The 25768-nt window shown below is 47.6% G+C and carries 23 protein-coding genes and 2 pseudogenes; 20 read left to right on the top strand and 5 right to left on the bottom strand.

What is annotated here, in order from left to right:
• Positions 1–106 precede the first annotated feature (106 nt).
• From C4H11_RS12440 to C4H11_RS12430, 3 genes are read left to right on the top strand one after another with little or no spacing between them, the layout of a single operon-like run.
• Positions 107–3379, top strand: a complete 3273-nt coding sequence (locus C4H11_RS12440) for a S41 family peptidase (protein WP_106042480.1) — start codon at positions 107–109, stop codon at positions 3377–3379.
• The gene (locus C4H11_RS12435) at positions 3376–4362 is read left to right on the top strand and encodes an aminodeoxychorismate synthase component I (protein ID WP_106042476.1); all 987 of its coding nucleotides are present in this window, start codon (positions 3376–3378) and stop codon (positions 4360–4362) included. Before C4H11_RS12440 ends, C4H11_RS12435 begins: the two co-directional genes overlap by 4 nt.
• Entirely contained in the window at positions 4346–4939 is a 594-nt protein-coding gene (locus tag C4H11_RS12430) for an aminotransferase class IV family protein (protein WP_106042474.1), read from the top strand. Before C4H11_RS12435 ends, C4H11_RS12430 begins: the two co-directional genes overlap by 17 nt.
• A gap of 72 nt (positions 4940–5011) precedes the next feature.
• Here the strand turns inward: C4H11_RS12430 and C4H11_RS12425 are convergent, their stop codons facing one another.
• Positions 5012–5407, bottom strand: a complete 396-nt coding sequence (locus tag C4H11_RS12425) for a DUF2721 domain-containing protein (protein ID WP_106043418.1) — start codon at positions 5405–5407, stop codon at positions 5012–5014.
• Positions 5408–5547: 140 nt separating this feature from the next.
• On the opposite strand from C4H11_RS12425, the gene C4H11_RS12420 reads away from it, so the two are divergent.
• Together C4H11_RS12420 and C4H11_RS12415 are read left to right on the top strand one after the other, a co-directional pair.
• Positions 5548–5934: an A1S_2505 family phage non-structural protein gene (locus C4H11_RS12420; RefSeq protein WP_106042472.1), complete on the top strand. Its 387-nt coding sequence runs from the start codon at positions 5548–5550 to the stop codon at positions 5932–5934.
• 18 nt (positions 5935–5952) lie between these two features.
• On the top strand, positions 5953–7200 hold the full coding sequence (locus C4H11_RS12415; RefSeq protein WP_106042470.1) for a 3-phosphoshikimate 1-carboxyvinyltransferase: 1248 nt from the start codon (positions 5953–5955) through the stop codon (positions 7198–7200).
• Between the two features lie 373 nt (positions 7201–7573).
• On the opposite strand, the gene fmt is transcribed toward C4H11_RS12415, so the two are convergent.
• Genes fmt through C4H11_RS12400 form a run of 3 tightly spaced genes read right to left on the bottom strand, consistent with a single transcriptional unit; the run spans position 7574 to position 10934 of the window.
• A complete protein-coding gene (fmt, locus tag C4H11_RS12410) occupies positions 7574–8545 on the bottom strand; it encodes a methionyl-tRNA formyltransferase (RefSeq protein WP_106042468.1) in 972 nt (323 codons plus the stop codon).
• Between the two features lie 22 nt (positions 8546–8567).
• A complete protein-coding gene (locus tag C4H11_RS12405; RefSeq protein WP_106042465.1) occupies positions 8568–10358 on the bottom strand; it encodes a chloride channel protein in 1791 nt (596 codons plus the stop codon).
• A gap of 12 nt (positions 10359–10370) precedes the next feature.
• Positions 10371–10934 (bottom strand): L-threonylcarbamoyladenylate synthase, encoded by a 564-nt coding sequence (locus C4H11_RS12400; RefSeq protein ID WP_106043416.1) that lies wholly within the window; start codon positions 10932–10934, stop codon positions 10371–10373.
• 80 nt (positions 10935–11014) lie between these two features.
• Here C4H11_RS12400 and C4H11_RS12395 point away from each other — a divergent pair, with 80 nt between their 5' ends.
• The 7 genes and pseudogenes from C4H11_RS12395 to C4H11_RS12365 all read left to right on the top strand — a co-directional run bounded on the left by C4H11_RS12395 (position 11015) and on the right by C4H11_RS12365 (position 15707).
• Positions 11015–11455, top strand: coding sequence for an acyl-CoA thioesterase (locus tag C4H11_RS12395; RefSeq protein WP_106042463.1), 441 nt, complete (start codon positions 11015–11017; stop codon positions 11453–11455).
• Between the two features lie 637 nt (positions 11456–12092).
• A pseudogene (locus C4H11_RS12390) lies at positions 12093–12978 on the top strand (IS982 family transposase).
• Between the two features lie 120 nt (positions 12979–13098).
• A pseudogene (locus C4H11_RS14720) lies at positions 13099–13425 on the top strand (ISAon1 family transposase N-terminal region protein); the annotation flags it as partial.
• Positions 13412–13996 (top strand): structural protein, encoded by a 585-nt coding sequence (locus C4H11_RS12380; RefSeq protein WP_164996545.1) that lies wholly within the window; start codon positions 13412–13414, stop codon positions 13994–13996. The pseudogene C4H11_RS14720 and the gene C4H11_RS12380, both read left to right, overlap by 14 nt.
• Positions 13926–14492, top strand: coding sequence for a hypothetical protein (locus tag C4H11_RS12375; protein WP_129588313.1), 567 nt, complete (start codon positions 13926–13928; stop codon positions 14490–14492). Before C4H11_RS12380 ends, C4H11_RS12375 begins: the two co-directional genes overlap by 71 nt.
• A gap of 118 nt (positions 14493–14610) precedes the next feature.
• Positions 14611–15204 carry a phage virion morphogenesis protein gene (locus C4H11_RS12370; RefSeq protein WP_106042457.1) on the top strand — a complete coding sequence of 198 codons (594 nt, stop codon included), beginning with the start codon at positions 14611–14613 and terminating at the stop codon, positions 15202–15204.
• Positions 15205–15257: 53 nt separating this feature from the next.
• A complete protein-coding gene (locus C4H11_RS12365; protein ID WP_106042455.1) occupies positions 15258–15707 on the top strand; it encodes a hypothetical protein in 450 nt (149 codons plus the stop codon).
• Here the strand turns inward: C4H11_RS12365 and C4H11_RS12360 are convergent.
• The gene (locus tag C4H11_RS12360; protein WP_106042453.1) at positions 15694–15963 is read right to left on the bottom strand and encodes a transposase; all 270 of its coding nucleotides are present in this window, start codon (positions 15961–15963) and stop codon (positions 15694–15696) included. The genes C4H11_RS12365 and C4H11_RS12360 overlap by 14 nt on opposite strands.
• A 266-nt stretch (positions 15964–16229) precedes the next feature.
• Here C4H11_RS12360 and C4H11_RS12355 point away from each other — a divergent pair, with 266 nt between their 5' ends.
• The 8 genes from C4H11_RS12355 to C4H11_RS12325 all read left to right on the top strand — a co-directional run bounded on the left by C4H11_RS12355 (position 16230) and on the right by C4H11_RS12325 (position 25766).
• Positions 16230–16715 carry an HU family DNA-binding protein gene (locus C4H11_RS12355; RefSeq protein WP_106042451.1) on the top strand — a complete coding sequence of 162 codons (486 nt, stop codon included), beginning with the start codon at positions 16230–16232 and terminating at the stop codon, positions 16713–16715.
• 51 nt (positions 16716–16766) lie between these two features.
• The gene (locus tag C4H11_RS12350; RefSeq protein WP_106042448.1) at positions 16767–16976 is read left to right on the top strand and encodes a DUF4248 domain-containing protein; all 210 of its coding nucleotides are present in this window, start codon (positions 16767–16769) and stop codon (positions 16974–16976) included.
• A 151-nt stretch (positions 16977–17127) separates the two neighbouring features.
• Positions 17128–17586, top strand: coding sequence for a hypothetical protein (locus tag C4H11_RS12345; protein ID WP_106042446.1), 459 nt, complete (start codon positions 17128–17130; stop codon positions 17584–17586).
• A gap of 7 nt (positions 17587–17593) precedes the next feature.
• Positions 17594–17719 (top strand): hypothetical protein, encoded by a 126-nt coding sequence (locus C4H11_RS14610; RefSeq protein ID WP_262494819.1) that lies wholly within the window; start codon positions 17594–17596, stop codon positions 17717–17719.
• 128 nt (positions 17720–17847) lie between these two features.
• The gene (locus C4H11_RS12340) at positions 17848–19353 is read left to right on the top strand and encodes an NAD(P)H-hydrate dehydratase (protein WP_106042443.1); all 1506 of its coding nucleotides are present in this window, start codon (positions 17848–17850) and stop codon (positions 19351–19353) included.
• Positions 19354–19655: 302 nt separating this feature from the next.
• Entirely contained in the window at positions 19656–22589 is a 2934-nt protein-coding gene (locus C4H11_RS12335) for a TonB-dependent receptor (RefSeq protein ID WP_106043414.1), read from the top strand.
• A gap of 27 nt (positions 22590–22616) precedes the next feature.
• Positions 22617–23879, top strand: coding sequence for a DUF4957 domain-containing protein (locus tag C4H11_RS12330; protein ID WP_106042441.1), 1263 nt, complete (start codon positions 22617–22619; stop codon positions 23877–23879).
• A 12-nt stretch (positions 23880–23891) separates the two neighbouring features.
• The gene (locus C4H11_RS12325; RefSeq protein WP_106042439.1) at positions 23892–25766 is read left to right on the top strand and encodes a heparinase II/III domain-containing protein; all 1875 of its coding nucleotides are present in this window, start codon (positions 23892–23894) and stop codon (positions 25764–25766) included.
• Positions 25767–25768 lie beyond the last annotated feature (2 nt).

Here is a 25768-nt window from a genome sequence, read left to right as displayed (position 1 = left end):
CGATTTTTAGTTGTAATTCTTTGTATTTCACTACTATAAAGTTACAACAAATTTCGCTAATCACCAAATTTATAGACACTTATAATTCGTCGAACTCACGTTAATTATGAAGAAAATTCTTGCAACCATTGCATTGGGTTTTACGGCGATAGCCGGCCATGCCGTCACTCCTCTTTGGATGCGCGACGCTCAAATCTCTCCGGATGGGACAGAAATCGTATTCTGCTATAAAGGAGACATTTACAAGGTGTCTGCCAAAGGTGGAACCGCCACACAACTCACCACACGAGAGACGTACGAATGCAACCCTGTTTGGTCGCCCGACGGAAAGCAGATAGCTTTTGCCTGCGACCGGTACGGTAATTTCGACGTTTTTGTGATGCCGGCCAATGGAGGAGCTGCCCGACGACTGACTACAAATTCTGCCGGTGAACTGCCTTCAGCTTTCACTCCCGACGGCCGGTACATTTTGTTTTCCGCATCCATCCAAGACCCTGCAAGCAGTGCCCTTTTCCCTTCTTCCACCATGACGGAACTTTATAAAGTGCCGGTGGCAGGAGGACGTACCGAACAGGTGCTGGGCACTCCTGCCGAAGCTGTCTGCTTCGACAAGTCCGGCAAACAACTCTTCTACCAAGATAAAAAAGGTTCTGAAAACGAATGGAGAAAACATCATACTTCCTCTATCACTCGCGACATTTGGATGTATGACACCCAAACGGGAAAGCACACCAACCTCACCCGACGGGAAGGAGAAGACCGTAATCCGGTATTGTCGCCCGACGGACAAAACGTCTACTTCCTGAGCGAGCGCAACGGCGGTTCTTTCAATGTCTATTCATTTCCGCTCGCACAACCGCAATCGGTCAAAGAGGTAACCTCTTTCAAGACCCATCCCGTACGTTTCCTGTCCATGAGCAACGACGGCACTTTATGTTATGGCTACGATGGTGAAATCTATACCCAGCGAAACGAATCCGCTCCGCAGAAAGTCGACATAGAGATTGTGCGCGATGACCAACCACAGTTGGACAACCTGAAGTTCTCCGACGGAGCTACTTCCGCCATTGTCTCGCCCGACGGAAAGCAAGTAGCCTTCATCGTACGTGGAGAAGTGTTCGTAACAGCTACCGAATATGCCACGACGAAACAGATTACCCATACCCCGGCACGCGAAGCCGGACTGACCTTTGCACCGGATAACCGCACACTGGCCTATGCCAGCGAGCGTGACGGCAACTGGCAGCTCTACCTTGCCAAGATTACACGCAAAGAAGATCCCAATTTCCCTAATGCAACCTTAATTAAAGAAGAGGCATTACTCCCCTCCTCCACCATAGAGCGTGCCTATCCTCAATTCTCGTCCGATGGCAAGGAACTGGCTTTCATTGAAGACCGCAACCGTTTGATGGTAATCAATCTGGAGACTAAGAGAGTACGCCAAATCACCGATGGTTCTACGTGGTACAACACCGGAGGTGGTTTCGATTACTGTTGGTCGCCCGACGGCAAATGGTTCACGCTTGAATTTATCGGAAACAAACACGACCCGTACTCAGACATCGGCCTTGTCAGTGCACAGGGAGGAAGCAATATCATCAACCTGACCAATAGTGGCTATACAAGCGGCTCACCTCGCTTTGTACTCGAAGGCAATGCCATTCTCTTCACCACCGAGCGTTACGGTATGCGCGCCCATGCCTCGTGGGGGGCGCAAGATGATGCCATGCTCGTATTCCTTAACAAGGATGCCTACGACAAATATTGCTTGAGCAAAGAAGACTACGAACTCCGCAAAGAGTTGGAGAAAGAACAAAAGAAAGAGAAAAAAGAAAAGGAAGCAAGTAAGGCAAAAGACCAAAAGAAAGACGGCAAAACCACAGATGACAAAGAGGAGAAAAAAGAAAAGGTAAAAGACATTGTCGTAGAGCTGACGAACATCGAAGACCGTATCATACGTCTCACTCCCAATTCTTCGAACATGGGCAGCGCCATCATCTCGCAAGACGGCGAAACTCTTTATTATCTGTCGTCTTTTGAGAAAGGATACGACCTTTGGAAAATGGACCTGCGTAAGAAAGAGACCAAACTGCTCCATAAGATGGATGCCGGATGGGCCTCTATGGAACTGGATAAAGAGGGGAAGACCCTTTTCCTGCTGGGTAGCAAAGGCATGCAAAAGATGGATGTATCTTCGGACGCATTGAAAACAATCACCTATCAAGCTAATGTGAAGATGGACTTGGCTGCCGAACGAGAATACATGTTCGACCATGTATACAAGCAGCAGCAAAAGCGTTTCTACAACACAAACATGCACGGAGTGGATTGGGATGCCATGACAGCAACCTATCGCAAGTTCCTACCCCATATAAATAACAACTACGACTTTGCCGAATTGCTGAGCGAATGGCTGGGCGAATTAAACGTATCGCACACCGGAGGACGCTTCCGCCCTAAAGGACAAACCGAGCCGACCGCCAGCTTGGGCTTGCTCTTCGACTGGAGTTATCGGGAACAAGGCATGCGCATCGCCGAAGTGATGGAAAAAGGACCGTTCGACACGGCAAATACCAAAGTGAAAGCCGGCACGGTCATCGAAAAAATAGACGGCGTGGAGATAACCCCTGAAATGGATTATTACACACTGCTCAACAACAAGACCAAGAAAAAGACGCTCGTATCATTGTACAACTCGCAGAACGGAGAACGCTGGGACGAAGTGGTAATACCCATCAGCAACGGAGCAGCCGGCGATCTGCTTTATGCCCGTTGGGTGAAACAGCGTGCGGCAGATGTGGACAGATGGTCAGGCGGACGTTTGGGCTACGTACATATCGAGTCGATGGGCGACGGCAGCTTCCGTTCTATTTATTCTGACATCTTGGGGAAATATAACAACCGTGAAGGTATTGTCGTAGACACACGCTTCAACGGTGGCGGACGTCTGCACGAAGACATAGAGATACTGTTCAGCGGTAAACAATATTTCACTCAAGTGGTTCGCGGCCGTGAGGCCTGCGACATGCCCAGCCGTCGCTGGAACAAGCCATCCATTATGCTGACATGCGAAGCCAATTACTCCAATGCACACGGCACACCGTGGGTTTACAGTCATCAGAAGTTAGGCAAACTGGTAGGCATGCCGGTGCCGGGCACCATGACCAGCGTATCGTGGGAAACACTGCAAGACCCGTCGTTGGTTTTCGGCATTCCCATTGTTGGCTACCGTCTGCCGGACGGCAGGTATCTGGAAAACCTGCAACTGGAACCGGATATCAAAGTGGCCAACTCACCCGAAACAATCGTGAGAGGAGAAGACACGCAACTGAAAACAGCAGTGGAAGAGTTGCTGAAAGAGATTGACAACAAGCAATGAAGTCATACGGTAGAAAAGAAGCCATAGAGAAGATGAACGTGCTGGCAAAGGCCGGAACGCCCTTCCTCTTTATCATAGACTACAAGCAGGAACACTCGTACATCGAGGAGGCGGACAAGATAGACGCCTCCTCTTGTCTTTACCTCTTCAGGGGAAAAGGAAATATCGCCGCAGATATTCCCCGATATGACGGAACAGTAGACTGGCAATATATTCCTCCCTCTCCTGCCGAATACAGGCATGCTTTCGACATTGTGAAACAGAATCTGCTGGCAGGCAACAGTTACCTGACAAACCTGACATGCAGAATTCCCATAAACACCAACCTGACACTGAAAGAGATTTTCCTGCATTCAAGGGCATTATACAAGCTGTGGCTGAAGGACAAGTTCGTCTGTTTCTCCCCTGAAATATTTATCCGTATCGAAGCCGGAGAAATCAAATCTTTCCCGATGAAAGGAACGATAGACGCCACGCTGCCGGACGCCGAGCAGACGCTGATGCAGGATGTCAAGGAGGCTGCCGAACACGCCACCATCGTAGACCTGATACGCAACGACCTGAGTATGGTTTCAGACCACGTCAGAGTGACCTCTTACCGCTACATCGACCGCCTGCAAACCAATAAAGGGCCTATTCTGCAAACCAGTTCCGAAATCTGCGGAACATTGCCTTCCGACTACAAGGAACACATCGGAGATATCCTTTTCCGCCTGTTGCCGGCCGGTTCCATCACCGGTGCTCCCAAGCCCAAAACCATGCAAATCATTGCGGAGGCGGAAGACTTCGAGCGGAATTTCTATACAGGCATCATGGGATATTATGCAGACGGGAAACTGGACAGCGCTGTCATGATACGCTTCATCGAACAGGAAAACGAAGAGCAACTCTATTTTAAAGCAGGAGGAGGCATCACCGCCAAAAGCCGATGGGAAAGCGAATACAACGAAGTGAAACAGAAAATATATGTGCCGATTTATTGAAACCATACGCATCTGCAACGGAGAGGCCTGCAACCTCTCCTACCACGACCGGAGATTGAATGCCACCCGCATACACTTCTGGCCGGCAAGCCGGCCTATACAATTGGCAGATTATTTACAACCTCCCGCAGTATCCGGAATTGTCAAGGCACGTGTGGTGTACGGCGAAAACGGAATCGAGGAGACAGACTATACCCCCTATCTGCTGCGCCGCATACAATCTCTGGCATTGATTCATTGCGACACGGTGGACTATACCTACAAAAGTGCCCGACGCGAGACATTGAATCATCTTTTTTCCGAGCGGGGAACATGCGACGACATCCTGATAGTGAAGCGCGGACTACTGACAGACACATCCATTGCCAACATCGCTCTTTTCGACGGTACTCATTGGTACACGCCCCGGCAACCGCTATTGAAAGGCACAAAACGGGCTTCACTGTTGAACAAAGGTATTCTTGCAGAAAAGGAGCTTAGATGCGAAGACCTCCCGGCCTTCTCCACCATCCGGCTTTTCAATGCAATGATAGAATGGGGAGAATCGGAACTTCCGGTGCAGAACATTATCACCTGAGGTTCACTCGTTCATACTGATGGAACGTGTTAGCGTGTTTATAGGCAAAACTGTCGTCTATTACGGAATGTGTCAATCCCTCTTATACATGTCGTTGAGATGTAATTCCAATGCTTTGACGGAGATATAAATCTCGTAGATGGAAATGGTGAGAGAGATTATCAGCAACAACAACGCCAAGCCGAAGATATAGACGGAAACAAGATGCAACTGAATATAAATAAAGAACATGCTCACCACGCACAGCAACAGGCTGCCGATGCCCGTCACCTGCATGGCGCGTGTCAGATAAAGGCGTTTCCGCAAATTGGCAATCTGAGCGGCCTTCACTGACGAACGGTTTTCCATATACTGTTCCTTCAAAGTACGCACCAATTGGGCGTATGAAAGAAAACGGTTGGTATATGCCAGCATAATCAAAGATATGGCCGAAAACAACAATGCGGGAGTGGTTAAATCTATTTCCATAAGCATTTCATTCCAAAAACAATCTACAAGCGTCAAACGCGGTTGCACCTCTTTTTGACACTGCAAAAATACAAAAGAAAATAGAGATTGGCAGATTTCTGCTTATCTTTGTGCCGGCCAATCCAAAAAACGAAAGCAATATGGAAGCAAGAACAACATCCGACCGAATCACCGAATTAAAACCCGGAGAAATCTTTGTCTTCGGCAGTAACCTTGCCGGGGAGCACGGCGGAGGTGCCGCACTGCTTGCATGGCGCAAATGGGGCGCCGTTTGGGGACAAGGCAGCGGGTTGCAGGGACAGACTTACGGCATCCCTACCATGCACGGCGGCCCGGAAGACATCAAACCCTATGTGGACGAATTCATCAAGTTTGCCGAAATGCATCCCGAAAAGACTTTCCTCGTCACGGAAATAGGCTGCGGCATTGCCGGATTCACACCGGCCGAGATTGCCCCACTGTTTAAAGAGGCCATAGAGATTACCAACATCTGCCTGCCCCGACGGTTTTGGGAGGTTCTGCTATAAACTCAACTAAATACAACCATGCAATATATCGTTTCCGCCCCCGCCGCATTGCATGCCGACATACAACTGCCGGCATCCAAAAGTATCAGTAATCGGGCACTCATTCTGCACGCTCTTGCCCATGGCAACATCACACCCTGCAATCTGAGCGATTGCGACGATACGCAAGTAATGGTACGTGCTTTGGAAGATGCCCCCGAACACATCGACATACTTGCTGCCGGAACTGCCATGCGCTTTCTCACCGCTTATCTCAGCGTGACGCCGGGAAGCCGCATCATCACAGGCACACCGCGCATGCAGCAACGCCCCATCCGCCTATTGGTGGATGCCTTACGCCAACTCGGCGCACAAATAGAATATGTCGGCAACGACGGCTTTCCGCCACTGCGCATCACGGGAACGGAATTGAAAGGCGAAGAACTCTCTCTTGCCGGTAATGTCAGTTCCCAATACATCTCCGCCCTGCTGATGATAGGCGCCGTACTTCCCAAAGGATTACGCCTGCATTTGACAGGCGACATCATCTCCCGCCCCTACATCAACCTGACGTTGCAACTGATGCGCGACTTCGGTGCACAGGCCGATTGGACGAGCGAAAGCAGCATCACCGTTCATCCCGGCGACTATCGTGACGTGCCGTTCACTGTGGAAAGCGATTGGAGTGCCGCTTCCTATTGGTATCAGATAATGGCCCTCTCTCCAAGCACAAAGAATGGAGGAGCAACGAATCCCGAAGTGGAACTGCCGGGACTTCTTCCACACAGCTATCAGGGAGACAGTCGCGGTGCAGAGCTCTTTGCCCGCCTCGGCGTCCGAACGGAATATACAGAACGAGGGGTAAGGCTGACCAAGACCGAACCTTCAGTAGCCCGTCTCGAAGAAAACCTGATAGACATCCCGGATTTGGCACAGACTTTCGTCGTCACCTGCTGCCTGATGAACATACCTTTCCGCTTCACCGGACTGCAAAGTCTTAAAATCAAGGAGACAGACCGCATCAATGCGCTTATCGTCGAACTGCGCAAGCTGGGTTATGCGGTGCATTCTGAGCAAGACAGCATCTTGTCGTGGAACGGTGAACGCTGTCCGGCCGAAGAAAATCCTGTCATAGCCACCTATGAAGACCACCGGATGGCAATGGCATTTGCTCCCGCCTGCCTCACTATGCCCCGGATAGAGATTGACGAGCCGCAAGTGGTATCCAAGTCATATCCGGCTTACTGGAATGATTTGCAAAAAGCCGGATTCAAGATTACGCAATAAAAAAGAAGCAATAACAGTTGTTCAAGAAGAGGATTTGAGGAGAAAACATCACGGATACAAGATGAGGAAATAAGAAGAAACACTTCTTTCCGGACCATTGATAATCAGCATCTTACACTTGTACAAGTAACGCCTCTCACTTGTACAACCGCAAGCCTCCGCTTGTAGGAGTGTAAAACGGGGGTAGACCCGGCATGCCGACGAGCGCTTCATTCTACCCTCACATCCGGTCTTTTCTTATGTGCGGGCTTATCATCCTTAAAGTGTGGGCTTACCTCCCTTAAAGTGCAAGCTTATGCCTGCTGAAGTGTGGGCTTGCGACTGCTAAGGTGTGGGCTTGCAAATGCTAAAGTGTGGGCTTACAAATGTGCATCTATTGCATCCTGCACCCTTCCGTCAGCCGAAAGCCGCGCAACAGTTCATCAGTGTCCAAACGTTTCTTGCCCGGAAGCTGAAGAGAGCGAATGCCGATAAAGCCGTCTGTGGCGGCAACCCGGATATAAGTCTTGCCATCCGTCAGCAACGTGCCGGGAGAGAGCGTATGGCGGGTTTCAAGCTTTTCCGTTTCAAATACCTTTACTGCAACTGCCTCCCCATCGGGCCGGTGCAACTCCGTCCATGCCGCCGGATAGGGAGAAAGGCCGCGCACGAAATCATAGATACGTTTCACAGGCCGGTTCCAGTCAATCCGGCAAGTCTCTTTGAAAATCTTCGGTGCCGGACGCAGTTCACCGACAACCGCCATCTCCTCCTGCGGAATAGTTCTCACCGTGCCGTCAAGAATGGCATCCACCGTTTCTGTCACCAAACGTCCTCCCAGCAGCATCAGCTTATCATGGATAATGCCCACATCATCCGTATCGGCAATGGGTACGCGCACTTGCTGTATAACCTCGCCCGTATCTATTTCGTGTTTCAGGAAGAAAGTGGTGATGCCCGTCTCCGTATCTCCATTGATGACCGCCCAATTGATGGGAGCCGCACCCCGATACTGCGGCAGCAAGGAAGCATGCAGGTTGAAAGTTCCGAGCCGGGGCATGTTCCACACCACTTCGGGCAACATGCGGAAAGCCACAACGATTTGCAAATCGGCTTTCCAACTGCGCAACGCCTCTACAAAGCCCTCATCCTTCAACTTCTCCGGCTGAAGAAGCGGAAGCCCATGTTCCAGCGCATACTGCTTCACAGGCGAATATTGAATCTTATGTCCGCGCCCGGCCGGCTTGTCCGGCATCGTAACGACACCCACTACATTGTAGCCGCCTTTCACCAAACAGCGAAGAGCCTCCACTGCAAAATCGGGAGTACCCATATAAACTATTCGTAAGTCTTCTTTCTTCATCATTTCATTCAAAGCCTATAAGTCTTTAATCTTCCGAGAAATGCACCAACACCTCACGATACGAATTGAATATCTTCGACTTGGACACAAAGCCCAGATATTTGCCGCCCGCATCCACTACCGGCAAGTTCCATGCCCCGGTATCATCGAACGTACGCATCACCTGCTCCATGCTGTCCGTATCATAGAGGCGGGCAGGCGTGGAGGTCATGAACCTGCCTACCGTAAAACGATGGTAAAGCTCCTGACGGAACATGATGTTGCGAATGGCATCCAGCGAAACAATGCCCAACAACACGCCTTCTTTATCGACCACCGGAAAGATATTGCGGTGAGAAGCAGAAATGGCCTTCACCATCTCACCCAAATCCATATCGGGACGTACGGGTACAAAATCCTTCTCCACCACATTCTCCATCTTCATCAACGTTAGTACCGCCTTGTCCTTGTGGTGTGTCAGCAACTCGCCTTTTTTGGCCAAGCGCATGGAGTACAGGCTGTGAGGCTCGAACATGATAATAGTGAGGTAGGAGCTGACCGAAACAATCAGCAAAGGCAGAAAGAGGTCATAACCTCCCGTGAGCTCGGCAATCAGGAAGACACCCGTCAGTGGAGCATGCATCACACCACTCATCACCCCCGCCATGCCCATCAAGGCAAAATTCTTTTCGGGCAGAAAAGCGGTTATCTCAAACTCATTGCTGAAATGCGAAAATACAAAACCGGCGATACATCCCAAATAGAGCGAAGGTGCGAAGATACCGCCGCAGCCACCGCCACCGTTCGTTGCACTCGAAGCGAATACCTTGAACAGGATAATCAGCATCAGATAGAGCAACAACAAGCTTCCGCTGCCATAGAAAAAGGAGTTGTTCATCACCGTATCCCACTGGGCATTGTCGGTACCGTTCAGCAGCAACTCTATCGTGTCGTAACCTTCGCCATAGAGGGGCGGAAAAAGGAATATGAGCACACTCAGCATCGCCCCCCCCACTGCCAGTTTACTGTAGGGCGTCTTCAACTTGCCGAATATTCCTTCTACGGAACTCATGGCACGGGTGAAATAAAGCGACACCAATCCGCAGAAAATGCCCAACATGATGACGTACGGAATACGTTCCAGCTCGAAAGGCTGGTCCAGATGGAATTTAAACATAGCGTCCGTGCCCGTCATGATATAAGAAACAGTGGCCGCCGTCACTGCGGAAATCAGCAACGGAAGCAAAGAAGACATCGTCAGGTCTATCATCAAAACCTCCAACGTAAACACCAATCCGGCAATAGGCGCCTTGAAAATGCCGGCAACGGCACCGGCAGCGCCACAACCCACCAAAAGCATCAGCGTGCGATGCTCCATCTTGAACATGCTGCCCAGATTTGAACCGATGGCCGACCCCGTCAGCACAATCGGCGCCTCCGCTCCTACCGAACCGCCGAAACCGATGGTTATGGAACTGGCAATGATGGACGACCACGTATTATGCGGTTTGATGCGCCCCTGCCGACGCGAAATGGCATACAGAATCTTAGTGACCCCGTGGCTGATATCATCCTTCACGACACGACGCACAAACAAACCTGCAAGGAAAATGCCCACCACCGGATAAACCAGATAAAGATAATTGGCCTCCGTTACGTTGAAGTTGTCTGTCAGGAAATCCTGTATCCAGTGTATCAGCATCTTCAGTATCAATGCAGCAAGTGCCGTACAGATACCGACCAGAAAACTCAGTATCAGGATAAACTGTTTCTCTTTTATCTTCTTTTCGCGCCATATAATGAAACGCTGCAACAGACTTCTCTTTTCTCCCGCCATCACGCCCCTTTTTTATTCGCGAATAATTTTAATGACTCCGCCTTTCTCCAGCTTGATGATACCGGAAGGTTTCGGACGCCCTGTCTCTTCCCTGCGGCATTCCACGATATAATCGACTGCCGATTTTATCTCTTCACTGATTTCGCTGAAATTGCCCGGCGAGGGCTGACCGCTGATATTGGCAGAGGTAGATACAATCGCCTTACGGAATTGTTGACAAAGTCTCTTCGAAAACTCCTCGTTTGTCACCCGTATGCCTACACTGCCATCTTCCGCCAACAGATTCGGAGCTAAATTACGTGCCCCCGAATAGATAACGGTCAGAGGTTTGTCGGCCATTTCAATCAAGTCCCAAGCAATCTCCGGCACATCCTGCACATAAAAGTCCACCTTCACCGAAGAATCGACCAATACCAGCATCGCCTTGCTGTCAGAGCGTTGCTTGATTTCATATACACGGCGCACCGCTTCCTCATTGGTAGCGTCGCACCCTATCCCCCAAATGGTATCGGTGGGATACAAAATCACCCCGCCTTCGTTCATCACCCGGCAGGCTTTTTTTATGTCTTCTATCATTTCTTGATGCATAAACTCGCAGATTGACACGCAAAAGTAGTATTTTTGCTGTGATAATAAACAAAGTTTAAGAGAAAACAATGGAAGAAATAGAATTTAACCACACCCTGCCCATACAACTGCGCTTCAATGATGTCGATAAGTTCGGACACGTAAACAACACTGTTTATTTCTCTTTCTACGACTTAGGAAAGACTGAATATTTTGCCTCCGTATGCCCGGAGGTGGATTGGGAGAAAGACGGAATTGTCGTTGTGCACATCGAAGTCGATTTCCTTTCACAGATATATGCTTCCGATCGCATTGCCGTGCAAACTGCGGTTACGGAAATCGGCACCAAAAGTTTCCATCTTGTACAACGGGTCATCGATACGGCAACTGCCGAAGTAAAATGTGTATGTACTTCTGTCATGGTGGCTTTTGACATTACTGAACATGCCTCCAAACCATTGGCAGATGAATGGATTGAGGCGATATGCAGATTCGAAGGAAAGGATTTGAGAAAGAAGAGATTAGGATAACCCCACATCGCGGAAATCTGTGAAGTCAACTCCCGATAAGTATTATCTTCTATATAACAAAACCTCCTCATGATGCTTTCCATTTAAAATCCAAACAAAGTTGGATAATTCATTAATAATTAACTTTTGTATTATATCTTTGTATCAGGATGTTAAGAGGAAGTAGGCTCTGCTGAGGAGCAACCTACCAGCGATAAGCATCCTGACGGTACGCAGTAATGCTACTTGGGTAGGCAGTTACACGCCTCTCTTTTTGTATTACTGATACTGTCTGATATGGCTAAGAAAACCTGAGCCAAAATCCTATGGTAAAACAAACTTTCCACAGCGGACATCAACGAAGCGAGCCGCAAGTTCCTTTATCAGTCAAACCATGTAATGAGAGTTACAAACTATTTTAAGCGGACTTCAAAGCCGCAAGAATCATGTAGTATTTCTCTCAAAAGAAAGCTGTTTTACCTTATAACGCGAGTTCGGGATAAGCCATGCCTTTGCAAAAAAAAAAATCGGCAGTTTGATAAGGCTGCCGATTTTTTTGGTAATATCTATGATAATTAGTATTTTAGAGGTGAAAAACAACAAATACCCTATCATGATTACCGAAAGTAAAGTTTCTGAAATTTTCTGTATTGCATGTATTGCAGATGATTTTTGCAAAGAATTTGAAGCAGAGATGGCTAAAAATGCACTTCCATCCACTCCCGACGCCCCCAAACGCAAACGAAAGCGCATGATGTCGGATGCTGAGGTCATCACCATACTGATTTTGTTTTCACTTCAATTCATTCCGTAACTTTAAGCATTACTATCTCGGATGTGTATGCCGGCATTGGAAACATCTCTTTCCAAAGACTTTCTCATACAACCGTTTTGTCGAGATTATGCCAAGATGTTTTGTCGCTATGAGCATGTTCCTTAAATTGTCCTGTTTCGGAGAATGCTCAGGCATCAGCTTCATTGACAGTACCTGCATTCCTGTGATCCACAACAAGAGAGAGTATTCCATGAAAGTGTTCAAGGGCATTGCAGAAAAAGGGAAAAGTACCATGGGATGGCATATCGGCTTTAAACTTCATTTGTTGTGTAACGAGAAAGGTGAGATCATCAACTTTGTCTTGACCAAAGCCAATGCGGACGACCGTAACGAAAACGTAATCGGCTCGCGGACGGACAAGGTGCTCGGCAAACCATACGCTGACAAGGGGTATATCTCGCAGACTCTTTTCGGAAAGCTGTTTAATGACGGAATACATATTGTTACAGGTCTTCGCTCAAACATGAAACAACGGCTCATACCCCTTTATGACAAACTGATGCTGCGTAAACGAAGCATTATCGAATCCCTCAATGATATGTTGAAAAATGTGGCACAACTCGTACATACTCGCCACCGCAGCGTGCATAATTTCTTGATCAACTTGTTGTCCGCGATTGGAGCATATTGTTTCTTTGCTGTAAAGCCGGAAGTCAACTTTAACTTTGATATTGCACCAACGGATGGGAAACTTGTCCTTTGGAAGTAATATTAGTGCGCGACCGGTTTAGGCGACCATAATACGGTCGCCCAAACCGGTATGGCTCGATGAGAGAGGAAAATTATTATAAATCCTTATCCCGAACTCGCGTAAAGAGAACTTGCCAGACTGATGCTTCCCTCCCAAATCCTTGATTATTTTGAGGTAGTCAAGGTCCATCAGAGTACTACTTTGATAGAGATAAGTCTGGATGAGATTTATCCTGCTTCTTATAGGTGCGACACTGATATCGAGAGTAAGGGATTCCTTGATCCTACCACGATAACAGATTTCCCTATCCGTGACCATAAGCTTTTGCTTCACATACGTCGTCGCCGATGGCTTAATCGCAAGGACGGCGTGAGTTTCTGCCGTCCTTTAAGTCTTGTTGCAGAGGGAACGTGCTACTCCAAGGAGTTCGCGGCTTTTTTAAAAGAAACGTATGGAGAGTTCCCCTGCGCCGGGGGCCGCGAACGAGGGCTTCTACCACGAGCTGCGCCACAATGCCGCCGTGTTCTCCGCCTTCAAGATGCACCGCCTGCAGAACGACATCGCCGCGCAACTGACGGATGAGGACGGGCAACTGAAGCCGTTCGAGCGCTTCGCCGGGGACGTGCGCCCCATGCTCGACCACCAGGTGGAGCGGTGGCTGCGCACCGAATACGACACCGCCGTCATCCGCGCCCATCAGGCGGCGGACTGGCGCAGGTACATGGAACAGGCCCACATCCTGCCCAACCTGCGGTGGCTGCCAACCACCAGTGCCACGCCCGACATCGTGCACAAGCAGTTCTGGAGCATTGAATTAACTCTGCCCGTGGAGCATCCCTTCTGGAATGCGCACCGCCCGGGCGACCGCTGGAACTGCCACTGCTCGCTCGAGGCCACGGACGATCCCCCCTACGCCGGGGTACGAAATTCCGAAAACCACCCCGCAGAACAGGCCCGCGCCGGGATTGGACAACAACCCGGGCACGGACGCGAAGTTATTCAGCGACACGCACCCATACGTGGCGCATGCCTATAAGGGGGCGAGGAAGGCGGTGGAGAAGTTTATGGCAGAAAGGGTAAAGGGAGAGAAGGCAATAACCTGCGAGACAAAGAAAGATGCTCTGAAAACAGCCACTAAAAAGGCGTATGAATGGATAAGCGAGAACGTGCCCGAAAAAGGGTATTCATTGAAGGCTACGGCAGACCCGAATACTCATCGGCTCAACGTGAGCCGGGGTTCTTTGAAAGATGTAGTAGACCATTTTAAAACGCCTGAAGACAAGATGCTTATATCCGAGCTCATTAGTAATATGGCAAAACGTGTATATACACACAGTGCAGCTCTTGGTGAAGGTAAAAAAGGAGACCCTGAGACGATAAAGAAGAACTTGAACAAGAAACGAGACAGGGGTGTGGTAGGGTATAACTACTACGATGTACGCATTGGCGGCACACTATGGGAGTTAAACTGTGAAGTCTATAAGAAAGGTTTCGAAAAGCCGTACGCCTTGAAACACAAAAAAGAGAATTGACAAACGATGCGATAATGGGCGAATCCCATCTAGACTTATACGCTAATCAATTCCCTTTCTGTGAATGCAAAGATACAACCATTTATTTAATAAACAACCATTTGCACCATTTATTTTTATGACCATCGAAGAATTCCATCAATACGCCATGCGGAAGGAGAAGGAGCTGGAACGGCTCTACAACGACATCCTGCCCGTCAAGGTGGGGGCAATCGCCAAGCGGCATTTTCAGGACAACTTCCGCAAGGGGGGATTCGTGGACGGTGGACTCACGCCCTGGCCGGCTACCCGCAGGCAGCAGTCCGGAGGAAAATCGGCCGCCTCGCGCTACGGCCCCTTGCTGAGCGGCCGCACACACCTGATGCGCAGCGTGCGCGATGTGCCGGGACGGGCACGCGTCACCATCGTCAGCGACCTGCCCTACTCCCGTATACACAACGAGGGAGGAACCATCGAGACGCATCCCACCGTGACACCCCGCATGCGACGCTTCGCCTGGGCCAAGTTCTTCGAGGCCGGCGGAGGGGGAAAGAAAGAGGCCGACGTGCCCGCCGAAGCCATGCGGTGGAAGAAGCTGGCGCTGACACGCAAGGCGAAACTCGACATCCGGGCCCGCATCCCGCAACGGCGGTTCATCGGACAAAGCAGGGAACTTGGCGAACGGATTGCGGAGAAAATCGTAGAGGAGACGAGGAGGGTGATTAGCGGTTAGTGATAAGTGATAAGTGATTAGCGATTATACATCAGACATTAGAAAAAAAGGATATGGAAAAGTTATTCAACGTTTTACAGCGGGTCATTGCCGAGGGCATGCCCGAACTGAGACTGACGGACGAGGACTACGGGCAACTGGAGACGCAGGAAGACCACTACCCGGTGACGTTTCCCTGCGTGCTGCTGGCCGTGCCCGAGGTGGCATGGACGGAGCTGGCAGGAGGGGCGCAGCGCGGGACGGCCACCGTCATCACCCGGCTGGCCGTAGACTGCTACCACGACACGCACCACGGCAGCGGCACCGAGGAGGAGACCGCACGCCGCCAGCAGATGCGCACACGGCTGCACCGGCTGCTGCAGGGCAGGAAGCCGCTGTTCGGGTGCGGAGCGCTGGTGCGCCGCAAGAGCCGCGACTACAGCCTGCCGGGAGGCATAAAGGTGTACGAAACGGAGTATGAGCTGACGGTGGCCGACACGCCCGGCGTGGTCAGTCGCCGGTAAAAAGCGAGAGCTGCGAGGCCGAGAGGCGCGGCTTGCGCACCTTGGGCACGGGGCGCACGTCGATGTCGTCCAGCTTGTGGCAGTTGGCGCGGATAATGGCCATGATGCGATCCTCGGAGAGGAAGAACTCGTCGCGCGAGAGTATCTTCAGGGCGTCGTCGAAGCGCAGGCGCTGCACCTCCGTCCAGTAGTAATACCGACGGAGCAGCTTCTCGTCCCGAAGGGAAATGAGCGACTTGTTCCTTCCACGTGCCATGCGCCTTGTTTTAATTTGACCTGAAAACCCTTGTCTGTCAACGCAAAGGTAGCGATAAACGCACAATAATTCAAAAATCGGCACGCTAAAACACGCTTGCCCACACGGCGGGGCGTGTTTTGGGCACCTTTGCAAGGCGCACGGCGGAAAGGCGGCGACGACAGACCGCCACCCCGTGCCCCTCGGAGCGGCGGTCTGTGCCCCTCGAACCGCCACTCCGTGCACAACCGTTTCGGGGGACATGAATCTAAACAAAACACAGTATTATGTTCTACAAGAAAACTTACCTGAAAAAAGCGAAGAAGTATTACGCCCAGGCCGTGGTGAAAGGCGCACCCGTGGGCACGAAGGTCATCGCCGAGCGCCTGTCGAAGCAATGCACCGTAACCCGTTCCGACGTCTACGCCGTGCTCATGGACCTGGCAGGGGTGATGGCCGACTACATGGCGCAAGGACGCAGCGTGCAGCTCGAGGGCCTGGGCACGTTCCGCTACACCGCCCGCAGCCTGACCACCGAGAAGCCCGAAGAGGTGGGCGCCAAACTCATCAGGGGCGTGCGCGTGCGCTTCGTGCCCGAGTTCACCCGTCCGCGGGGAGCCAGACAGGTGACCCGCGCCATCGTGGCCGACGGCATCGAGTGGCTCCCGTTCGAGCAGGAGAAGAAAAAGAAGAAAGAGGAGAAACCGGGCGGAGGCACTCCCGAACAGGGAGGAGGCACCCCGGGAGGCCAGGGGGAGAACCCGTTGGGGTAGCGGTTAGCGATTAATGATAAGTGGTTAGTATCAGAAAAGATTTCAACCGAAATGAAAGCAATCTACATGAGCGACTTGGCGCAAGCCTACTTCCCCCGGAGCACGCCCCGCAGCACGGGCACGCAGCTGCGCCGGTGGATAGAGCTGAACACGGAACTGAAAAGGCGGCTCGAGGAGCTGCACTTCCGCCCGCGACAACGGGCGCTGACACCGTTGCAGCACGAGGCCATCGTCCGCCTGCTGGGCGAACCGGGAGAATGACCGCTGCCGCGCGGGGGAAACACACCGCAAACGGAACGGAAAAGGCGAAAGCCGCCTGCGGAGCAGACTCCGCAGGCGGCTTTTCGTTTTTATATGCAAGTCGGCTATCCTATCTTTAGGAGTTCTTGCTCTGTTCTCATATCCGTCTGCCATGTTTCCGTTGATGTTGCTGTGTGTCGCTTTGTGGGGGATGATGAGAGCAGAGGAGGACGGTAGAATATATATAGAGAAAGTTGTTAGAGTGGGGCTTTTTCTTACTGTACTTTTCGTGGTTGGTGGGATATCTCTATGGTCGTTCAGGGCGTATGGAGAGTGTATGGTCGCCATGCGAAATCTGCGTTATGAACGCGAGACAGAGTTTCATCAAAGTGCACGCAATCTTTTGAATAATCATTATTGCCGATTCCGCTTTAATCCGCTTTTTATGAACGCTTATGCCCGATATGCCGCCCGGAACCTTCCGGACAACAAGGCAGGAGAGATATTACGGGCAACGGCAGAGCTAATACCCTCTTGTAAGTTGTATTGCGATATGGGCGATTGCTTTGAGCGGAAAGGGACTGTCGCTGAAGCGGAACAATGTTATCAGCAGGCGGCTTATAACATGTAGGGAAGCGATGACTTTATTGAATTTTCAGGGAAAGAAAGCAGGAACAAGAACGTTGCGAATGAAAGCGATGGCTAAAGAATATATTGAAAAATGTGCTCGTAACGATTCTTTTGGTAAAAAACAGGGTGAATAGGCCTTTTTAGCTTTTAGCGCTTTTTCAAAGATTTCCGTTGGTACTATCTTTCATTCATTATCCTTTCTTTTGTTTTTTCTAACTATTCGCCTTACCTTTGCTTTGCAATCAATATACGACAATGTATCATGAAAATTTTTCCTGCCGCAAGCATCAAGCAGTTGGATGCATATACCATAGAACATGAGCAGATTCCTTCCATCGACTTGATGGAGCGGGCTTCGCAGGCATTGGCCGAAGCCATTGCAGAGCGTTGGGATGCCGACACGCCATTTATTGTCTTTGCCGGTCCCGGCAATAACGGAGGCGATGCACTGGCTGTGTCCCGGCTTTTGGCTGAAAAAGGATTTAGGCCGGAGGTTTATCTGTTCAACACGAAAGGTTCGCTTTCTCAAGGCTGTGAGACGAACCGGAATAGATTGAAAGGAATGTCGGAAGTCGTTTTTCATGAAATCACCAGCGAGTTTCTCCCACCGGTGCTGACTGCCGGGCATGTGGTTATAGACGGCTTGTTTGGCAGCGGACTGAACAAACCGCTAAGCGGTGGGTTTGCCGCAGTGGTGAAGTACGTCAACGCTTCACCCGCCACGGTGGTGGCCATTGACATTCCATCGGGGCTGATGGGAGAAGACAACGGCTACAATGTGCCATCTAATATCATCCGTGCCAATCTGACTTTGAGCCTGCAATTGCCGAAACTGGCTTTCCTTTTTGCAGAGAACGAGCCTTTTGTTGGCGAATGGCAACTCCTGGACATAGGACTTGACAAAGAAGGCATGGAGGAGATGGAGACGGACTATTATCTGTCAGAAAGCGAAGCGATGTCCGGATGCCTGAAGCTCCGTAGCCGTTTTGCTCATAAAGGAAACTTCGGGCATGCCTTGCTGATTGCCGGTTCGCAGGGGATGGCAGGCGCTTCGGTGCTGGCGGCACAGGCTTGTCTGCGCTCGGGTGTAGGATTGCTGACGTTGCATGTGCCATTTTGCAATCAGCTCATTGTGCAGACTGCCGTGCCCGAGGCTATGACCGAACTGGACGTGAGCGATACATGTTTTGCCTCGCCCACTGATACGGACGACTATCAGGCTGTGGGCGTAGGGCCGGGATTGGGGCAGTCGGCAGAGACTGAAAAGGCTTTGCTTGAGCTGATTGAATCTTGCCGGGCTCCTATGGTGGTGGATGCCGACGCTTTGAATCTTTTGGGCAGGAATCGCAGTTGCATAGCGCGACTGCCGGAGGGCAGTATCCTTACGCCGCATCCCAAAGAGTTGGAACGTCTGGTGGGGAAGTGTCAGAACTCTTACGAGCGGTTGATGAAAGCACGCGAACTGGCCGAAACTGCCGGGGTGCATATCATTCTGAAGGGCGCTTACTCTGCCGTCATCACCCCTTCGGGCAAGTGTTGCTTCAATATCACGGGAAATCCGGGAATGGCCACGGGAGGTTGCGGAGATGTGCTGGCGGGAGTGCTGCTGGCTTTGCTGGCACAGGGATATGAAACCGAAACGGCCGCACGCTTAGGTGCGTATGTGCACGGACTGGCCGGGGACGTGGCTTGCAGAAAGCATGGAGTCATGGGTATGACAGCGGGCAATGTGGTTGCCTGCCTGCCGGAAGCATGGAGCTCTTTGTAAAAGATTGAGATTTACCGTTTTTAAGTAAAAACAGGAAGATATTATTAATGCCCCTCTTTCCCTATTATGCTTCACGCATCCTAAGATTTATTTAGGTCTTAGGATGGGTGAAGCATAATAGGGAAAGTTATTTTGAAAGCTTTAAGATAACTCTTGACCCGATATTCTACATTTTTTGACCTGTTTTTAGGTGCTTTCGCCCTTAAAAAGGACGGTAATAGATATATATTGCTTTTATTCTCGACATTTCCCAACTAATTAACCTTTAAATTTGCACTATGACCATTAAATTTTATACGCTTATGAAGACAAGATTGCTTTTTTTATTATTCCTATGTATAGGAGCAGGCTTAGTGGCTCAGAATGCTACAATTACGGGTGTCGTTACAGATAGTGAGACTAAAGACTTTTTAATAGGTGCGACCGTCATGTTAAAAGGCTCGAATAAAGGAACAATAACAGATGCCAATGGGCAATATACCTTATTCATGCCTAAAGGTAAACAGACAATCCAATTTTCTTTCATGGGATATCAAGTGCGCGAATTTGATATAGATTTAAAATCTAATGAAGTGAAAACACTGAATCTCGTTATGCATCCGGATAATCATATGTTGAAAGAAGTAGTGATCAGTGCTCAAGCCAAGGGACAGACTGCGGCAATTAAAAGTCAATTAAATGCAACAGGTATTATGAATGCTGTATCTGAAGAAAAGTTGCGTGAACTTCCGGATGTAAATGTTGCTGATGCTATTGGGCGCCTTCCTGGTTTAATGATTCAACGTGATGGAGGAGAAGGTCAAAAAATCATCATACGTGGTTTGGATCCTAAGTATAACTCGGTAGCTATTAACGGTATGAATGCGCCATCAACGAGTAGTACCGATCGGAGTACTGACTTGAATATGATTTCGCCGGACATGATTGCCGGGGCTGAAGTACTGAAAGCCAGTACGGCCGATAAGGATGCCGATGGATTAGGAGGAACAGTAAACCTAATAATGAAAGATGCTCCGAGAAACTTTAAATTTAATGTAACCGGAGAAACAGGTTACCATTCACAAATAAATGGAATGGGGCGATATAAAGGTGGTATCATGGCAAGCAATCGATTCTTTAGTGAAAGATTAGGTGTCATATTTACTGCAAGCGCTGATCAGACAGACCGGAGCAATGATACATTTAATGCAGCTTATAAGGTAAATGGTAATACGCCTACTCCTGGGTTTGATTACACAAAACCATGGAGCACAGGGGTTAGTCTGGAATCAAATTTGGAAAAGCGTCAACGTTTTAATGTAAATCTGAATATGGATTTCGACTTGGGAAAAGGTTCTAAACTCAAAATGTCCAATCTCTTTAGTAGAATGAACAGAGATCGTGATATTCGTCAAAAACGTTATGATTTAGAAGGAACCCGGCTGAGATTTCAACAAACTGACCGTAATTCGCATAATACTAATATTACGAATATGTTGCAAGGCGATTTCAATGTTTTAGGAGCTATCTTGAATCTCGGAGTAGGGCGTAGTAGTTCGCGTACAAGAACTCCATACGACCACCAAATGCAATTTCGGTTGAATGCCCCTTTTACAGCTGATATAGATGCATTGTCTTATCAGCCCCCTTATTTGATAGCTAATTCTAAATTCGTTAAAGAAGATGACCTAACGCAATATTACCTGTATGAAGCAGTCTTTAATACAGAATTTGCCGAAGAAACAGAATACAGTGCATGGTTGGATTTGAAGAAGCCTTTTAGTTTTGGCGAAAAGGTCAATGGCTACATTAAAATTGGTGGAAAGCTCCGCCAAAAAGAGAGAAGCCTTGAAACAGAGCGTAGGTATAGACGTATGGATTTGTCTGAAGGAGCTGGCCCGGTGTTCGAGAATATGCCCGGATTAACCCCATCATCTTTTAAAAGCTCTTATATAGGTATCACGGATTTCTTAGACTCTGGTTATAAACCTCATGATTTTCTAAACAATAAGTACAAAGACTTATATATCGACTTCGCACTGGATCATCATGCCATGAGAAATTTTTATAATATAAACCGAGATATATATGGGAATATCCTTACTACAAAAATACTGAAGGATTATGATGGGAAGGAGAGCCTTTGGGCAGGATATATTATGGGTGAAATAAACTTTGGAAAGTATGTTACATTTATACCAGGCGTACGCTACGATTTTTCTTACTTAAATTATAATGCATACAGTGGTTCTAATGTTCCTGACAATGAAGATAAGGAACATGATTTTGAATATGAAAAAAGTAATGATTCCGACAGATATAAATATTGGCTGCCACAAATCCATTTGCGTGTGAAGCCAACAAATTGGATGGATATTAGGTTGGCATATACCGAAACTCTGTCAAGACCGGATTATAATCTGCTTGCTCCGAGAACAATCATAAAACCCAACGTGAATGAAGTAGTCTGGAGTCGTACTAAATTGAAACCTGCTTTATCTCGAAATTATGATGTTATATTGACGTTCTATCAGCCGGATTATGGATTGTTTACTATCAGCGGGTTTTACAAAGACATTAAAAACTTTACTTATACTCGCTCTGCCTATATGTTGAATGGTACAGTAACAGATCCTGCTAATTTTGAATTGCCAATGAGCTTGACAGGTGGTAGCATTACCTATCCTTTAAATAGTTCATATAATGCAACCTTGAAGGGACTGGAATTTGATTTGCAACTGCAATTCCGTAAAATGAAGAATTTTATGAGAGGTGTCGTATTGGGGGCTAATCTTACTCTTATGGATTCTAAAATGAATTATTTTGAAACATTGAAGTCAAGAATTAAAAATCCGGATTTTACTCCCGGAGGTACTGAAAAGCCATTCCTTCCAACCAACTCTGACATTATATATACAGACCGATTGTTAAAGCAGCCTTCCCTACTATTCAACATTTCCTTGGGATATGATTACAAGAAATTTTCAGGCAGAATATCTTGCAACTATCAAGACGGAGTGTTGATTGCAGAACAGCATCGCCAAGATGCAGCTGATGTGGAATCTACACGTCCATTCGTAAAATGGGATATGCAGTTGAAATATAGTTTGACCAGACAATTCTCTCTGTATGCAACTTTGTCTAATTTTACGCAATCTTCCGATCGTAAACGTCGTGATATAACGAACTATCCGTCCAGAGTTGAATACTATGGTTCGGCAGCGTATATCGGATTCAAATATGATATCTTTAAATAAAAAATGTTCCACTAAAATACTAAAGTCATGAAACTATATTCTATAACTATAAGATTGCTTCTTACATTACCACTCTTGTGTATTGGCTGCGAGAATGAAGATATACTCGATATCAATGATTTGGATATCTCTCCAGATAATCCGGGGAGTATGATTATTGTAGAACCAGACGACGGTATTACGTCGGTCAACGCTTTGACAAAAGCTATTAATGAAAATGGAGATGCGACATATATATTGCGTCGTGATGGAGTTTACTATATGGAAGGCAAGAACGTATTCAAACATAATGTTGTGATTAAGGCGGAAAAAGGTTCAGGTAAAATGCCAGTCATACAGCCCATTTGTGATGCACAAGGAGCCCTAAATGCTGATATGATCCGTTTGGCAGGTAGTGCCACTTTTGAGAATATTTATATTATAGGTAAGGATGCGGCAACAGGTAATCTCATGCAGCGTCTGTTTCGTATTGACGCATCAAACGTGAGATTGAAATTTGATAATTGTTTTATTGATTATTGCAGAAATTTCTGCATTCGTACTGACAATGTCAATAATAAAATTTATCTGAATAACTCTACCGTTCGTAATTTAGCTCTCACAAGTGATCCGGCCAACGGCAGATTAATTGATTCACGTGGAAACGAGCAGGATAGCATTGTAATCAATAACTGTTATCTTTATAATAACACTGCCCATATCGTACGATTTGATAATGTAGTCACAAACTATTTTGGAATTAAACATACTACCTTCTATAATGTCGGGCATCATATACAAATAAACTATGCCATCAAGGTTGAAATTGAGAATAATATTTTTGCTAATGTAGGGTGGAAATCGAGTAACAAGAGTAATGTGTTTTGGCAAATTTCAATACCAAAGAAAGATGAACGTGCTAAAGATATAGATATGAGTATTTGTAACAACAACCTCTTTTTCTCTGAAGAAATGGAAGGGTTGTTTGCAAAATACCCACGGAATCAGAAGCGTACTGCCTTATCCGATGATGGCTATCAGCTGATAGAGCAAGGTAAACTGACTTTTAAGGACAATTTCTCGGAAGTGCTGGTTTTTGATTATCCACCAGCTTTGCCAATGGAATATATTGATAAATTCTTTGAGAATATGGGAAGTAATATGGTCAAATGGGCAGATCTTCCATTTTATGTAGATGAAGACGGAGTAGAAGGTATTGAATCAGGAAAAACATTCACATTTCATTATTCGGCCTCTTCTAAATCGGCAACAGCTTCCACGACTCAAGGACCTATTGGAGCATTATTTTAAAGTGAGAAGAAAATGAAGAATATGCTATTTATATTTTTAGCAATGTTCTACTCTGCTTGTATATCGGCTCAAGAAGGGGATAGCAAGAAAGTTAAAGCAAGGAAACATCCCTATTTAATAATGACAACAGAAGATGAGGCTGTCATTCGTTCTGCCGTGCAAACAGATGGAATGTGGAAAGAATATCATGCTTTCATGATGGAAGAGGCTGATAATCTTCTGGGTAAGCCCAATTGTCAAAGAACTGTTCAGGGCAGAAGATTGCTTGAAGTGTCTCGTGAAATTCTGCGTAGAACATTGATTTTAGGATATGCTTACAGAATGAGCGGTGAAGCGAAATATGCCCGACAGGCGGAAAGTGAATTAGATAATGCCGCAGGCTTTGTTGATTGGAATCCGTCTCACTTTCTGGATGTAGCCGAAATGACTGCGGCTATGGCTATCGGATATGACTGGCTTTACAATTTTATCAGTGATCGGACTAAAATTAAAATAGAGAAAGCTATAGAAATGAAAGGGTTGAATCCATCGTTGGATAGCCGCTATAATAGCTGGCTCTATCGGAACAATAATTGGAATCAGGTATGTAATGGTGGAATAACACTTGGAGCTTTGGCTATTTATGATAAAATTCCAACCTTCGCTGATAAGTTAATCAACCGGGCTGTTCAATCTGTTAAACTACCTATGTCCGTCTATGCTCCTGATGGTGCGTATGCCGAGGGCTATTCCTACTGGGGGTATGGGACGACTTACAACCTCCTTTTAATTGATGCCTTGGAAAAGGTTATGGGAACTGATTATAATCTTTCTCAAGAACCGGGTTTCTTAAATACCGGTAAATTTATCCAGAACATGTTGCTTTCTGATGGTAAATCCTTCAACTATGGAGATTGTTCATCATCTGGTCGCGTAAGTCCTGCTATGTTCTGGTTTGCTAATAGGACTTCTGATAAAGATATTCTTTGGAGTGAGAAATATCAGTTTAGTCTGTCTTCCAGAAAGAGGCTTATGTCTTATCGATATGCCATATTGGGTCTGATATGGGGTGCTTCTACTCCTATGGATATTCTGCCTAGACCCACTCAAAGAATATGGGTATCAAGCAAAACAACTACTCCTGTTGCCCTTATGCGGACTACGTGGGATTATCAACATGGATTATCCATTGCGTTCAAAGGAGGGACAGCACAATCTGGACACACACATTTGGATGCCGGTTCTTTTATCTTTATTAGTAAGAACACTCGTTGGGGCATGGATTTAGGCCCTCAGGATTACAACTCATTAGAATCAAAAGGCCTTGATTTATGGAATAAGAGTCAGGAGTCTGATCGGTGGAAAGTCTTTAGATACAATAATCTGGCCCATAATACACTCTCTTTTGACAACAAATATCAAAATGTGAATGGTTATGCAACGATTACAGACTTCCAGGACAATGAAGATTTCATGTATGCTATTGCAGATCTTACGCAGATATATGAAGGTCAAGCAAAAGAAGTAAAAAGAGGAGTAGCCATCGTTGATTCGCACTACGCAGTTGTTAGAGATGAAATAAAAACATTGGGACAACCCACAGTCATTCGCTGGAATATGGTGACAGAGGCTCAACCTGATATTATAGGTGAACATACTATACAACTCTTTCAGAATGGAGAAAAACTATTATTGGAAGTGGAGTCTTCGGCAAAGATCAGAATGAAGATTTGGAATGCGACATCACCCAATAGTTGGGATGCAAAAAATCCGGGGGTAACATTCGTCGGATTTGAAGCAGAGTTGCATCCCGATGCGACAGAAGTGTTACAGGTTAAACTCATACCGGAAGGAAATTTTGATTCCCGCAAAGGAATAATGCCGTTAACTGATTGGAAAAATAACTAAAA

Origin of the sequence: Bacteroides zoogleoformans (genome assembly GCF_002998435.1) — a bacterium.
GTDB classification, from domain to species: domain Bacteria; phylum Bacteroidota; class Bacteroidia; order Bacteroidales; family Bacteroidaceae; genus Bacteroides; species Bacteroides zoogleoformans.
Note: the sequence above shows the minus strand (reverse complement) of the source record. Positions and strands in the feature narration are given on the sequence as shown.